At 63.1% G+C, this 14,037-nt stretch carries 12 protein-coding genes; 6 read left to right on the top strand and 6 right to left on the bottom strand.

Annotated elements, in window-relative coordinates; translation table 11 throughout:
* Positions 1 to 135: 135 nt before the first annotated feature.
* Positions 136 to 1,056 (top strand): hypothetical protein, encoded by a 921-nt coding sequence (locus SMD31_RS10335; protein ID WP_320500744.1) that lies wholly within the window; start codon positions 136 to 138, stop codon positions 1,054 to 1,056.
* Between the two features lie 134 nt (positions 1,057 to 1,190).
* On the opposite strand, the gene SMD31_RS10330 is transcribed toward SMD31_RS10335, so the two are convergent.
* From SMD31_RS10330 to ribA, 3 genes are all read right to left on the bottom strand, one after another.
* Entirely contained in the window at positions 1,191 to 2,027 is an 837-nt protein-coding gene (locus tag SMD31_RS10330) for a class I SAM-dependent methyltransferase (RefSeq protein ID WP_320500743.1), read from the bottom strand.
* A gap of 71 nt (positions 2,028 to 2,098) precedes the next feature.
* Entirely contained in the window at positions 2,099 to 3,199 is a 1,101-nt protein-coding gene (locus SMD31_RS10325; RefSeq protein ID WP_320500742.1) for a hypothetical protein, read from the bottom strand.
* A gap of 80 nt (positions 3,200 to 3,279) precedes the next feature.
* Positions 3,280 to 4,443: a GTP cyclohydrolase II gene (ribA, locus tag SMD31_RS10320; protein WP_320500741.1), complete on the bottom strand. Its 1,164-nt coding sequence runs from the start codon at positions 4,441 to 4,443 to the stop codon at positions 3,280 to 3,282.
* Positions 4,444 to 4,685: 242 nt separating this feature from the next.
* Between ribA and SMD31_RS10315 the strand changes: the two genes are divergently transcribed.
* Positions 4,686 to 5,381 carry a response regulator transcription factor gene (locus tag SMD31_RS10315; RefSeq protein ID WP_320500740.1) on the top strand — a complete coding sequence of 232 codons (696 nt, stop codon included), beginning with the start codon at positions 4,686 to 4,688 and terminating at the stop codon, positions 5,379 to 5,381.
* 45 nt (positions 5,382 to 5,426) lie between these two features.
* Here SMD31_RS10315 and SMD31_RS10310 read toward each other — a convergent pair whose 3' ends face one another.
* On the bottom strand, positions 5,427 to 6,587 hold the full coding sequence (locus tag SMD31_RS10310; RefSeq protein ID WP_320500739.1) for an MFS transporter: 1,161 nt from the start codon (positions 6,585 to 6,587) through the stop codon (positions 5,427 to 5,429).
* A gap of 230 nt (positions 6,588 to 6,817) precedes the next feature.
* Here SMD31_RS10310 and SMD31_RS10305 point away from each other — a divergent pair, with 230 nt between their 5' ends.
* The gene (locus SMD31_RS10305; protein ID WP_320500738.1) at positions 6,818 to 7,666 is read left to right on the top strand and encodes an MBL fold metallo-hydrolase; all 849 of its coding nucleotides are present in this window, start codon (positions 6,818 to 6,820) and stop codon (positions 7,664 to 7,666) included.
* A 22-nt stretch (positions 7,667 to 7,688) separates the two neighbouring features.
* The gene (locus SMD31_RS10300) at positions 7,689 to 8,210 is read left to right on the top strand and encodes a L,D-transpeptidase family protein (protein WP_320500737.1); all 522 of its coding nucleotides are present in this window, start codon (positions 7,689 to 7,691) and stop codon (positions 8,208 to 8,210) included.
* A gap of 2 nt (positions 8,211 to 8,212) precedes the next feature.
* Here the strand turns inward: SMD31_RS10300 and SMD31_RS10295 are convergent, their stop codons facing one another.
* Positions 8,213 to 10,225, bottom strand: coding sequence for a methyl-accepting chemotaxis protein (locus SMD31_RS10295; RefSeq protein ID WP_320500736.1), 2,013 nt, complete (start codon positions 10,223 to 10,225; stop codon positions 8,213 to 8,215).
* Between the two features lie 540 nt (positions 10,226 to 10,765).
* Here SMD31_RS10295 and SMD31_RS10290 point away from each other — a divergent pair.
* Together SMD31_RS10290 and SMD31_RS10285 are read left to right on the top strand one after the other, a co-directional pair.
* The gene (locus tag SMD31_RS10290) at positions 10,766 to 11,239 is read left to right on the top strand and encodes a PAS domain-containing protein (RefSeq protein WP_320500735.1); all 474 of its coding nucleotides are present in this window, start codon (positions 10,766 to 10,768) and stop codon (positions 11,237 to 11,239) included.
* A 350-nt stretch (positions 11,240 to 11,589) separates the two neighbouring features.
* A complete protein-coding gene (locus SMD31_RS10285; protein ID WP_320500734.1) occupies positions 11,590 to 12,564 on the top strand; it encodes a diguanylate cyclase in 975 nt (324 codons plus the stop codon).
* Here SMD31_RS10285 and leuC read toward each other — a convergent pair.
* Positions 12,534 to 13,934 carry a 3-isopropylmalate dehydratase large subunit gene (leuC, locus tag SMD31_RS10280; RefSeq protein WP_320500733.1) on the bottom strand — a complete coding sequence of 467 codons (1,401 nt, stop codon included), beginning with the start codon at positions 13,932 to 13,934 and terminating at the stop codon, positions 12,534 to 12,536. The genes SMD31_RS10285 and leuC overlap by 31 nt on opposite strands.
* Between the last annotated feature and the right edge of the window lie 103 nt (positions 13,935 to 14,037).

The following is a 14,037-nucleotide window of genomic DNA, read 5'->3' as shown; positions in this document are numbered from 1 at the left end:
CGAAACTGCAGCAGCCTCGGTGGATCGAATGCCGATCCGGGCGGTTGTTTCAGAAGATTTGCAACTGAAGGTCCCGGATCAGCTGTCGATTCGGCATAACACTAAATAAAACTTCCGCAGAGAGGAAACCCTGTCATGGATAATTCATCACGTCGCGCCGCGCCATTGCGCAACCCGCTTTGCCTGGCGGTTCTGGGCGCCAGCCTTGTTTTGGGCGGCAGCACCCTTCCCGCGCAGCTTGCGCTGGCCGACAACGCGGTGCCGACCTACCAGCCCTGGACTGGCACCACGCAGGGAAAGGCGACGCAAAAGCTTCTCGCCGATCTGAAGGCCAAGATCGCCCAGGCCGAGAAGGACCAGGCCGGCTCGCCCGATTTCCTCGACGATCTCAAGAAATCGATTGCCGAATTCGAAGCGGCGACGATGGTTTCGCAAGCGCAGCCCTTCCTCGACAATTTCAGTGATGGCGAGTTCGCGACCAATCCGGTCTGGAAAGTGACTGCCGGCCAGTGGCAGGTCGACAAATCCGGCAGCAACCGCGGCTTGGTCTCCAAGATCCGCCAGGGCGCCAATCTCAACGCGCTGCTCGGCAATCTCTTGAACCAGCAGGGCCAGCAGCAGAACGCCAACGCGCAATATGCCGCAATCTACACCAAGGCGAAGCTGCCGGGTTCTTTCACCGCCAGCACCAAATTCACATCGAAGGATCGTTACGGCGGATTGCAGCTGGCGCTCTATCAAGGTGCCTCGGCGCAGAACCAGTACCGCGTCGCCTATCAACCCGGTAACAACCAGGCCTTCCTGTTGCAGAAGGTGACGGCGAGCGGTGCCACGACGCTTGGTGCCTATAACGGCGCCGTCAATCTCGAGGACGGCCAGCCCCATGAATTGACGATGACGCGCAACAGCGCCGGCAAGATGACCGTGCTGGTCGACGGACAGACGGCCATCAGCGCCACCGACACCAGCCTCACCGGCGATTTGGACGGCATCCTCGTCACCAATGTCGGCGGCAGCTATTGGCTGCGCGAAGTCTCGGTGAAGCCGCTGCAATAAGGTTGACACTGTCCTGTGTACGCCGTCATCCCCGGGCTTGACCCGGGGATCCACAGCAGCAGCTGAAAGAGTGGATGCCCGGGTCAAGTCCGGGCATGACGGAAGAAGTTGTACGGCTCTGAAAACCTAAAGCCTTAAACCTTCTCCAGCCACAGCGATGTGGCGGGCGCTTTCGAGGACGGCAGCTGCGCGATGAGCGAGGCTGCCGTTTCTGCCTTCATGCGCGTCTCGGCATAGCGGCTGGCAAAGAGCGGCTTAAAGCCACCGCCGCCAAGCAGCGGCAAGACCGCCAGCTGTTCGTTATAGCCACGCCACGCCCAATCCATCGGATAGTCGTCGGGCAGGAAGATATCGTGGATATGCACCAGCACGCCTTTGGGCAGCGCCGGCAACACGCCGTTGAACAACTGGTCGACATCGGTCCCCGGCATCAGGATATGGCTGGAATCGATGAACAGCATGTCGCCCGCGCGCAGGCCGGCAAAGAGCGCGGGATCGGCGTCTTTCAGCACGCAGCGGTGCAGCGTCAGGGCGCTCGTGCCGACATCGGCCCGTGGCGCCGGATCGATCGCTACGTGGCGGGTAGCGAGCTTCCCATCGCCGATCGCGCGCGCGGCAAAGCGCGTCGAATGGCCGGATCCCACTTCAAGAAAGCATGCCGGGCGCCGGTCGCGGATGAGGGCATAAAGGATCGCGGCATCCATCGGCGCAAACCAATCCTGCCCCCAGCGCGGTGCCGGTGCTGGCGCATCAGGGGCGATCGCGCCGAGATCCGCGGCGTATGGCGCAAGCGCTGACAGCAAAGCGGCAAAGTCGCCCCGCGCGGCATCGAACAGCGATTGCGCGGCGGCATAGACGGTGGGCGGCGTCACCTGATCGGCATAGCGATAGGGGATGAAGAAGCCCCGCCGCCTCGCGCCGCACAGGGTCGCAAGACCCAGGGAGAAGTGTCGCCAGAAGCCGGTGGGCATGAAGGTCAGATCCCGCGAATCGATGGCTCGCGAAAATGACCGCTTCACCTCAGCGGCGCAAGTCTTGAGCCCTAATTGCGGCCGAGGCCGTCCCGGGTCCAGGCGCCCTTTTCCTCGGGCAGGGCAGCAGCCGGGGGCAGGGCAGCAGCCGGGGGCAAGGCAGCAGCCTGGACCTCGGGTGCTGCGGCCGGCGCCGTGCTGGCCAGCTGCTCGGTGCTGCCGGTGGCAAGATGCAGGTCGGCCTCTTCCGGCGTGCGGTTGTCGATGCCCAGCACGGCCGCCGCCAGGTCGGTGCCGGCATCGCGGCCGGTCTGGGCACGCACCACCGTATCGACGACGGCGCTGGCGACCGAGAGCGCGCCGAAGGGCAGGGCGCCGATGAAGTTCGACAAGCCATAGGCCTGATCGCCCGTCACGGCGCGGTAGATCTGGGCCACGACCGGGATGTGCTGCAGCGGGTTGATGATGTCGACGAAATCATCCCAGCCGAATTTTCCATCGGGGCCCAGAAACAGCTCCTTGGCACCCGGCGTCTCCTTCATGCGCCAGTGCTTCCCCTGGGCGGCAAGGCTCTTCTGCTCCTCGCGGTCGGGGTAGGTGTCGAGGAGGACGAGGCGCGGGTCCTCGGTCTCCGGATTCGACCCCGCGGGGGGCGATTCGGGCGTCTCACCTGGTGAAACAGGTACGCCGTCCGCCACACCTTCGGCCGGGGTATCGCTGGCCAGCGGATCGGGTTCTGGGGCAGCCTCGACCGTGCCGGAACTCAGCGCCACCCCGGTCTCGGCCGATTGGGGGACGGTGGCGGGCGGGTCGGGCGGAATCTCCATCCCCGTCAGCGCGGCAAATTGTGCCAGGGTGAGGGTCGGAATGCCGTCGCTCCCAGCAGGGGCAGCCGCCGGCTGCACCTGGGCCTGGGGCGGTGGCGTCTGGATCCCGGCGAGCTTGCGATAATCGGCCAGGCTCATGCCTCGGGTGGGCGCTGCCGAGGATGTCGTCACCTGCTGCTGCTGGCCTTGCGCAGCCAGCATCTGCTGGAATTGGCCCTGATCGATGGAGCCCGGGCGCAGTTTGCCGCCGACGATGGCGCCGTTCCCGGAAGCCGTCGCAGCACCCATCCCGGCATAGGTCGGGAAGGGTGAAACGCCTGCAGTATTGGTCGGATATTCCGCCAAGAGGGCCATCCCTGAACCCAAGGCCGACACCATGTCGGCACTCTGTCAGGCAGCTATGAGCAAACCCCGTGCCAGGGGGCTTAGAACATATGGCCGAAGCGCATCGCCTTGGTGGAGAGGTAGCGCTCGTTATGGTCATTGGACGGGAACACGTGGGGAACGCGCTCGGTCACGTTGATCCCGCATTGGGCAAGGCCCGTGACCTTGTCCGGGTTGTTGGTGAGGAGGCGCACTGCCCCCACCCCCAATTGCTGCAGCATCTCAGCCGCTGGCTGATAGAGCCGTTCATCGGCGCCAAAGCCCAGCTGCAGATTGGCATCAAGCGTGTCGGCACCTGCATCCTGCAGGCGATAGGCCCTGAGCTTGTTGACGAGGCCAATGCCGCGGCCTTCCTGCGCCAGATAGAGCAGCACGCCATTGCCCGATTGCGAAATGGCCGAAATGGCGCCGCGCAGCTGTTCGCCGCAATCGCAGCGCAGGGATCCGAGGAGGTCGCCCGTGAAACATTCGGAATGAAGACGCGTCAAGACCGGCCGGGTCGTGTCCAGCTTGCCGATGATGATGGCCAGATGCTCCTTGCCGCCGTCATGCGGGCGGAAGGCGATGATCTCGGCCTCCTCGGCCCCTTCCAGCGGCACGCGGGCGGAACTGACCCGGCGCAGATTAGAGGCGGCATTGCGGCGCCAATGCGCGAGATCCCGGGCCTCCATGCGGAAGGCGGGATCCACCCAATGGTCGAGACCGGCGCGGGAGACCAGCACCAGAATGGCAGCGGGCAGCAGGCGCGCCGCTTTCGCAAGTTCAATGGCACCCTGCGCAAAGGCCGGCGACACATCGCCCACGACCGCCACACCCAGGGCCTGAGCATCGAAGGCGGCGACGGTCGGATCGGCCAGCTGTCTGATGGCCTCGGCGGCGAGCGCCCCGCCCACGGACAGGACGCGGACATCATCGGCCGGCAGATTGGCCGGCAGCGACAGGCCGCGCTTTTGCAGCGCCTGAGTGCGCTCAGACGTCAGGACCAGGCGAACTTCGCCCTTCTTCCCGGTCGTACTGGCACCCTGGAGGGTCGCCAGCGCCGGTTGCTCCACCGTCTCGGCCGCCAGCAGCAGCGCCGCCTGATCGCCTTCCAGCAGCGCCACGACGCCACCACGGCGCAATTCGGCCACGGCGCGTTCAACTTGGGCGAGGCAGGTGGCGGTCCAGACACTGGGGTCGAGGGCCGCCGGATCGATCGGCGTCATGCTATTCCCGAACTGGGTTCCAAGGTGGGCTCAATGACCGCATATGGGGATTATTTGCTGATCCGGTCAAGCCCGGCGACCCCCGCTCACCGCCCTGCTACCATGCAGGAAATGGGCGGCTCGCTTGCTGCTAAGTCCCGGAGAAAATGGAATTTTCCGGATAGGCCCCAAGTCGCATACCTTGTCAGGCGGGTGGGGCGGTGTTATCTGACATGGCATAACCTAGGGGAGTTCCCGCATCCATGACCCTCAGCCACCAGCGCCGCATCCTGCTCGTCGACGATGACGAGGCGTTGCGCAAGACCCTCGCGGAACAGCTGGCCCTCGACGGCGAGTTCACCTGTGTCGAGGCCGGGACCGCGGGCGAGGCCCTGGGCGTCGCACAGCGGGAAAAGCCGGATGCGATCCTGCTGGATGTGGGATTGCCTGATGGCGACGGGCGCCAGGTCTGCGAGGCGCTGCGCAAGGCCGGGATCAGCGTCCCTATCATCATGGTGACGGCATCGTCGGGTGAAGCCGATACGATCCACGGCCTCGACATGGGGGCCAATGACTACATCGCCAAGCCCTTTCGCCTTGGGGAATTGATCGCGCGTCTGCGCGCGCATCTGCGCCAGCACGAACACAGCGAAGACGCGCTCATCCCCATCGGCCCCTATATCTTCAAGCCCAATGTGAAGATGCTGGTCGACGAGAAGGCCAACAAGAAGATCCGCCTCACCGAGAAGGAAACGGCGATCCTCAAATACCTCTACCGCGCCGAGCAGCGCGCGGTCGGGCGCGAGACGCTGCTGGGCGAGGTCTGGGGCTATAACGCCGGCGTCACCACGCATACGCTGGAGACCCATGTCTATCGCCTGCGCCAGAAGATCGAGAAGGATCCCGCCAAGGCACAGATCCTGGTGACCGATGCCGGTGGCTACAAGCTGATCCCCTGACCACAGGTCAACAGGACAAAGGCAACTTAAAGCGTTCCGGCAACGTCACGGCACGCGCAGCCTTGGTGCAAGGGTAAGTGAGAGCAGGGCCGCGACCAGCGAAATGCCGGCGATGACGAAGGCGGCACCATGCCAGCCGAGATTGCCCTGGAACAGCCAGGCCATCAGGATCGGACCCAAGAAGACACCGGAATTGCGGCCGGTCATCAGCACGCCATAGGCCTTGGGCCCGGCGCTGACGCCGTCGAGCTTGTGCGGCAGATGAAAGAAGCAGGCTGGGGCGATGCCGGCGCCGATGCCGAAGACAACCAGCATGAGAAGACCCACGATGCCGTCGAGCCACGGCGCTGTCAGCCAGACGAACGATTGCGACAGCAGCCCCGCAAACAGCAGCGGCAGGAATTTGACGCCATGCGCCAGGGCCCAGCCGGTGGCGATGTTGCAGGTCATCACCACGATGACGGGGGTGAGGTAGGCGAGGATCGCCGCTGTCGCACTGAGATGCAATTCGCCAGTGAGGTATTTGGTAAGCCACGTCATGAAGGCGAAGAATTGCAGTGACCACAGCAGGAACAACCCGGCGCCGATGAATAGGCCCGGGTGAGTCTTTGTGAGATGGCCCGTGCCGGCCGGCCGCTTCACGGTACCGAGCCAGGGGCGATACCACCACGCCATGGCAATGATCGGCAGCATGAGAGCAAGGTTGATGAGCCACAAGGCGTGCCAATCCGCGCCAGCCAAGGCAAGACCACCAGCGAGGAGCTGCCCGATCGGAATCCAGGCGGCGATGAGGCCGGTAACAAGACCGAGATCGCGCCGCGCCGTCGCCGAATTGGCGATGACCGGGCCGATCACGGCGAAGATGGCGAAGGTCAAACCTTCGAGCCCGCGTGCCAGCAGCATCAGCGGCGCCGATTGTGGTGCCGCGAGGCCGATGAGAATGCCAAGCGCCGCGATGCCAAGGCCAAGACCCAGAGCCAGGCCCAAGACATGGCGCTCGACCAGGCGCCCGAGCGGAGCCGAGGCGAGAAGCCCCACCAAGGCGAAGATCGACATGAACCAGGCCGCCACATTGTTGCTGTGGGGATAGCTGGCGAGGAAGGAAGGCAGGATCGGTGGCAGCTTGAACTGGAGATAGGCGCCAAAGGCGCTGATGCTGACGCCCAGAAGCGCCACGGGCCAGCAGGTCCGTTCAACTGCGGTCAATAACCATACTCCCTTTGGTTAATTTCACCCGTGGGACCGATGAAGATGGTCCATTCGGGGTATCGCCACACACCGGCAAAAGCGGCTTGCTGCAAAAGCTTACGGCCTGACTTTGCAATCTGCTCAAACAATGCCATCATTCGGGCGCGCCGGATAGCGGGGTGAGCCTGGCGGCATTTTACGGGATGGCGGTCTAGTCGACGGGGACGCCAAAAAAGGGATTGAGTGTTTTGTCGCAAGCGGTTGGTGCCTCGACGGGTGATTTGTCCGTTCGCTTTTGGGGAGTCCGCGGCTCCCTTTCCTGTTCCGGTCCCGAATATGTGCGTTACGGCGGCAACACGTCCTGCCTTGAAGTGCGAGCGGGCGATCATGTGCTGGTGTTCGATGCCGGCACGGGCATTCGGCAATTGGGCCGCGCGCTTGCCGCCAAGGGCCCGGTCGACGCCGATCTCTTTTTCACCCACACGCATATCGACCACATCGTCGGCATGCCGTTCTTTGCGCCGCTCTATATGCCGGGTTCGAAGATCCGCGTCTGGGCCGGGCATCTGAAGCCTGATCGCACGCTGAAGGAATCGCTGGCGACCTTGATGGCCGAACCGCTGTTCCCCGTGCCGCTCGAAATCTTTTCCGCCTCGCCCGATTACCACGACTTCATCGCCGGCGAGACGCTGGAGCCCTATCCGGGCCTCAAGGTGCAGACATGCCCGCTCAACCATCCCAACGGTGCCACCGGCTACCGCGTCGATTGGAAGGGCAAGTCGATCTGCTATGTGACCGATTGCGAGCATGATCCCAAGCAACTCGATCCCGTGGTCCTGGCGCTGATCGAGGACGCCGATGTCGTCGTCTATGACAGCACCTATACCGATGAGGAATACACCAAGTTCAAGGGCTGGGGCCATTCGACCTGGCAGGAAGCCGTGCGCCTGGCCGAGAAGGCCAGGGTCAAGACGCTGGTGCTGTTCCACCACGACCCCAGCCATGACGATATCTTCATGGACAACATCGCCGCCGAGGCCGAGAAGGCGCGGCCTGGCACGCTGGTCGCCAAGGAAGGCATGGTGCTGACGCCATGACGTTTGCACGCATGCTGTCCGCGTGAGCGATCTCATCGTCACGGCCGATGCGCCCGGCGCCACGACCGGCTGGGCGCAACTGGGAGCACGGAAGTTTCGCTGTGCCCTGGGTCGCAGCGGCATCGTTGCCGACAAACGCGAGGGCGATGGCGGCACACCGGTTGGCAGCTTTCCCCTGCGGCGCCTGTTCGTGCGCGCCGATCGCGGAGCGACACCGGCAGCGGCGGTGCCCGTGTCGGTCATCAAGCCGGAAGACGGCTGGTGCGATGCGCCCGAGCATCCCGATTACAACCGCCGTGTCGCCCTGCCCTTCGCCGCCAGCCATGAGAAGATGTGGCTCGACGATCACGTCTACGATCTGGTCCTGGTCATCGGCCACAATGACGATCCGCCCGTGCCGCACAAAGGCAGCGCCGTCTTCGTGCATCTGGCGCGCGATGGCTACAAGCCGACCGAAGGCTGCATCGCCTTCAGTCGCGCCGATCTCGAGGCGATCCTGCAAGCGATGGCGCCGAGTGGCCGGGTGGTCGTCGAGGCAGCCTGAGTTCAGGCCGACTTGCTCGCCTGACGTGCCGCTTTCGCCTGCTCGATATAATCGGCAAGGGCCTGTGCTTGCCCGCTGGTCAGGTCGAACTTGCCGCGCAGCATGGCATTCAATTGCTCCTTGACCGTGAGCCGCAAATCACGGAGCGATGGCCCGAGATCCAGCTTGATCTCGGCCACGGGCTTCTTGCCCGCAGGCCAGGTGAGACGCGCACCGCCCAGCGAAAGATCGATGAGATCGACTGCAAACCGCTCACCACCATTGCTGATGTCGATCTTGCGGCTGATTTTGTAACGCTCATGCCCACGGCGGTTGACCGACACGTCGACATGGCGAACCGCACGGATCACGGCGGAGCGCAAGTCGCGGATGGAGCCGTCGACATTCCCGGCCAGCAGGTTGACGTTGGCGGCCTGGTCGCCGGTCATTTCCGCCTGCTCGGCGACCAGATGAATGCGTTCGACCACTTCCTTGGCGGCGTCGGTCGCCTGGCCGACATTGCGGGCAATCTCGCTGGTGGCCGCCGATTGCTGTTCGATGGCAGACGCGATCGAGGTCGCGAAACCGTCGACTTCGCGGATCTTGTCGACGATGGCATTCACGGATGCAACCGACACGCTGGTGGCCGCGCGCACTTCACTGACGGTTCTTTCAATGTCGGCCGTGCTGTTGGCGGTCTGCGCGGCCAGATTCTTCACTTCGTTGGCGACAACCGCGAAGCCCTTGCCGGCATCGCCCGCACGGGCCGCCTCGATGGTGGCGTTGAGCGCCAGCAGATTGGTCTGTGCCGCAACCTCGCGAATGACGCCCGTGATAACGGAAATCTGTTCGACCACATGCGAGAGCTTTTCGATGTCCTGCATGGTCGCTTCGGACGACGCCATGGTGGCGCGGCTGACCTTGACGGTCTGATCGAGCTGACCGGCGATTTCGCGAATCGAGAGCGCCAGTTCCTCGGTGGCCGAGTTGACGGTCTGGGTGTTGGAAAGCATCTGCGTTGCGGCGGCCGAGACCGCTTGCGAATTTTCGCTGACCTTATGAGCCGAATCCGCCATGTTGCGGGCGCTTGAGGACATGTTCTCGGTAAAGCCGGCGACCGTGCCGACCGCAGCGGCGATTTGTTCTTCAACCGTATCGGCCATGTCGCGCAGGACCTGGTTGCGCTTGGCGACGGAATGGCGATCGATCTCGGCCTTCTCTTCCATGGCGAAGCTGAGTTGCGCCTTCATGGCGCGGATGATGTTGCTGAGGGCGCGAAATTCGACAATGGCATCGTCGGGCACGGGCTTGGCAAATTCGCCGCGCGTGACGGCCGTCAGCTGCTGCTGCAATCTTCCGAGCGGCGCTTTGACATGGCGATAGATAAGCATGCACATGATGCCGACAACAGCGAAGCCCGCGGTGGCGACGATCCACATCGACCGCAATACCGCGCTGGCGTCACTCCCGCCAGCAAGACCGATCGCGGTAATGGCAATAAGGCATCCGACCAACACGGCCAGTATGGCGGCGATGCGGGCGGCAAGGCTCTGCCTTGTGCCGCGCAGCTTGGCCAGGAATCCGCTTTGTCGCACGCGGCCGCCTTCGACGCGCAGATTGCCTTGTCGCCCGGCGCGGATCGCATCGTAGAGCTGGCCGGCCGCCACCACTTCGGCGCGGGTCGGTTTGGCGCGGACGGAAATGTATCCAGTGACGACGCCCTTCTCGATCACGGGGGTCACATTGGCGCGGACCCAGTAATAGTCGCCGGATTTGGCGCGATTCTTGACCGGCGCCTCCCAGGCGTGTCCGGCCTTGATCGTCGCCCACAGATCGGCAAACGCTTCCTTGGGCATCGAGGGGTGCCGCACGATGTTGTGTGGCTGGCCCATCAACTCGTCTTCGGTGAATCCGCTGATCCGCAGAAAGGCCTGATTGACGAAGGTGATGCGCCCGGCAGCATCCGTCTTTGTCACCAGGACATCGCCGTCCTGCATCTGGATTTCGCGGTCGGTGATGGGCTCGTTGATGCGCAAGATTTGGCTCCGTCCAGGAAGTGTGGCAGGAGCAAATACCTTCCGCGGTCCCAAAAAAGGATTAACGTCTTAGCAATCTCCTGCGTTCTCCGGCGCAAAGGGTCGAGAAACTCACAGACCCAGATTGCCCTTTCGGGAGAAGGCGTTCTTTTTAAAAGCGAGTCAGGCATCCAGCCTTCGGCCTGGCGGCTCGCTTACGCATCATTCGTCATGGGACAGAGCGCCCAAGGCGCCGGCAGTCAGGCACGAGGCCCGGCTGATGGGCCGGTCGCGGTGGCATAGTTCTGATCCAACACTGGAATTGTGGGCGCGGGTGCTGCCATCAATCCGCCTGGGGCGGGTCGATCGCTTGGCGGAATTTGCCTCAAATCCATTTTAACGCATTAAGATCATTACATATTGCAGGCATGACGCCTATATAGGCAGCATGATATTTCTTTAGGATGTAGCGTCGATGTTCACACTTATTTATGCGGTCGTTGACCTACCGGTCCTCGCAGCCCAGCCAGATGGGGCGGTGTGACCATGCAGCCCGCAGCCATGTTACGGGACCGGACGCCGGATTGGCTGACAGGCATGCCGCCGGAGGTCGCGGTGCTGTACCGGTATTGGGACGAGAAACGGGGCCAGCGGCGCATGCCGCGCCGCGCCGATCTCGACCCCGCCGATCTCACGCCATATCTCCCCAGCATCCTGTTGGTGGATGTGGTGGCGGATGAGCGGCTCTATGTCTATCGCCTGGTCGGCACGCGCGAGGTGACGATGCGCGGCAACGACCCGACGGGGAAGCCGGTCATGGAGAACACCTTCCTCGACCGCGCCCAGGCGCTCCGGAACTACGATCAGGTCGTGCTGTCAAAGGCGCCGTTGGTCGATCCGACACCGACGACATCGGAAGACCACGAATGGCTGGACATGGAAACCATCTTCCTGCCGTTGTCGGAGGACGATAGCGAGGTCGACAAGATCCTGGTCTATACCGTGCAGAAGCGCTTATCGCGGCCGATCTTCTAATCAACCTGTTGGTGCTCAGTGGCAAGATCGTGGTCGTCGCCGACGAACACCGCGACGCCCTGGCGGGCCGCTTTTTCGACACGCATGTTGCACCGAAGACGGCGCTCAGTTTTTCGCCTCGACAGATTGCGCTGAGCTTGAGGATCAAGAACCCAGGCTAGGCTGTACGGCCCATCAACCAATGACTGAATGCCGCTGAAGACGCGTGCATGTCGTATCCAAGGACATTGGTCCGATTGCTGCCGCACATCCAGCGATGAAGCGACGAAAAGCCGCGCTTGCAATATGGATATGCATACTCAAACATCACTGTGCGCCTCATCGATCGTCAGTCCGAGAAGAGCATCGCGATGCCGTTGCCACTTGCCCTTCATACAGCGGTCTATCATTCGCTTGATGAGCAGATCGCGGTGATCGATGCCGCGGGTACAATTCTCGACTACAATTTGGCATGGAAGAAGTTCGGTGCTGAAAATGGCATGCCCGACTCTTATGATTGCAAGGGCAAGAACTATCTTGAGACGCTGACCTGCGCATCCGATGCAGGAGACAGTTTTAGCGAGGACGCGATGCAGTGCATTGCGGATGTTCTCGCGGGCAAGAGCGAATCCTTTTACTGCGAGTATCCCTGCCACAGCCCGCATGAGAAGCGTTGGTTCACCATGCGCGTCAGTGCGCTGCACGGCGTCGAGCACAAGGCGCTGTTCGTCATTTCGCATCACAACATCACCCAGCGCAAACTGGCCGAGGAGCTGGTGGAAGAACTGGCGATGCGCGATCCGCTGACCGGGTTGAGCAACCGGCGCGCCTACAAGCTGTTCCTGGACCGCGAGATCCGCCGCAATGTGCGCGCGCAAGGGGCGATCGGCCTGGTGCTCGTCGATGTCGATAATTTCAAGAGCTTCAACGACCTTTACGGTCATGCCGCCGGCGACCAGCTCCTTAATGCCGTCGGACAGATTCTGCTGGGCCATGCGCGCCGGCCAGGCGACCTTGCCGTGCGTCTGGGCGGCGATGAGTTTGCGCTGATTCTGGATCTTGGCGAAAGCGGGTTAAAAATGGTGCATGTGATCGGCCAATCGATCCTCACTGCCGCGCGCGACCTCAGGATCTGTCCCGAGCAAGCAACGACGGTCAGTGTCAGCATCGGCTTCCTGTCGGTGGTACCCCAGGAACACCACACGCAAGAGAGCCTGTTCAAGGAAGCCGACAAGGCACTCTACCGCGCGAAATCCGCCGGTCGGGATCGCGCCTTTTATGTCGACCTCAACGCCAGCAGCCAGGCCGACGCCTGTCAGGACAGATTGCGCACGTCGGCCAAGTGACCGGTGATGGCGGCAGCGGTGGCCATGGCCGGGCTCACCAGATGCGTGCGGCCGCCGCGGCCCTGACGGCCTTCGAAATTGCGGTTCGAGGTTGAGGCGCAGCGCTCGCCGGGTGAGAGGCGGTCGGGATTCATGGCAAGGCACATCGAGCAGCCCGGCTCGCGCCAGTCGAAACCGGCTTCGATGAGGATCTTGTCGAGACCTTCTTCTTCGGCCTGAGCCTTCACCAGGCCCGAACCCGGAACCACCATCGCATTGACATGGGATGCCACCTTGCGCCCCTTGGCGAGCTTGGCCACTTCGCGGATGTCTTCGATGCGGCCATTGGTGCAGGAACCGATGAAGACGCGGTCGACCTTGACCTCGGTCAGCGGCGTGCCGGCGGTGAGGCCCATGTAATCGAGCGCGCGCTCCATGGCGCGGCGCTTGTCCTCATCGGCCACATCGGCCGGATTGGGCACCTTGGCGGTGATGGGCAGCACGTCTTCGGGGCTGGTGCCCCAGGTGACTTGCGGCACGATATCCTCGGCCTTCATCGCGATCTCGACGTCGAACTTGGCGCCGGCATCGGTGGGCAAGGTCTTCCAGAACGCCACCGCCTGTTCCCAGGCAGCACCCTTGGGCGCCAGCGGGCGGCCTTTGATATACTCGAACGTTGTCTCGTCGGGGGCGATGAGGCCAGCGCGGGCGCCGGCTTCGATGGTCATGTTGCAGACCGTCATGCGGCCTTCCATCGAGAGGCCGCGGATGGCCGAACCGGCGAATTCGATGACGTAGCCTGTGCCGCCGGCCGTGCCGATCTTGCCGATGATGGCGAGCACGATGTCCTTGGCCGTGACACCAGCACCCAGCTTGCCGTCGACCGAGATGCGCATGTTCTTGGCGGGCTTCTGGATCAGCGTTTGGGTCGCCAGCACGTGCTCGACTTCCGACGTGCCGATGCCGAAGGCCAATGAGCCGAAGGCGCCGTGGGTCGAGGTATGCGAATCGCCGCAGACGATGGTCATGCCGGGCTGGGTGAAGCCCTGCTCCGGCCCGATGATGTGGACGATGCCCTGGCGGATATCGTCCATCGAGAAATAGGGCACGCCGAAATCGCGGGTGTTCTTTTCCAGCGTCTCGACCTGGATCCGGCTTTCCTCCTCGGTGATGCCCTTGGAGCGGTCCGAGGTCGGGACATTGTGATCGGCCACGGCAAGGGTCGCCTGCGGCCGGTGCACCTTGCGACCGGCGGTACGCAGACCTTCGAAGGCCTGCGGGCTGGTGACTTCATGGACGAGGTGGCGGTCGATATAGATAAGGCAGGTGCCGTCGTCCTGACGGTGGACCAGATGGTTTTCCCAGATCTTATCGAACAGCGTCTTCGCCATGATCTCGTCCTTGGTGCCGGTATTTGCCGATATCCTGCCCCAGCCGGCGGTCGCCCCACGACATGGGACGACCGGGCCGAGAAAGGATGGGTATCTCAACGCA

The organism is Dongia rigui, assembly GCF_034044635.1.
Classification (GTDB): domain Bacteria; phylum Pseudomonadota; class Alphaproteobacteria; order Dongiales; family Dongiaceae; genus Dongia; species Dongia rigui.
The sequence above is the reverse complement of the archived record's forward strand: the minus strand, read 5'-3'. Positions and strand labels throughout refer to the sequence as shown.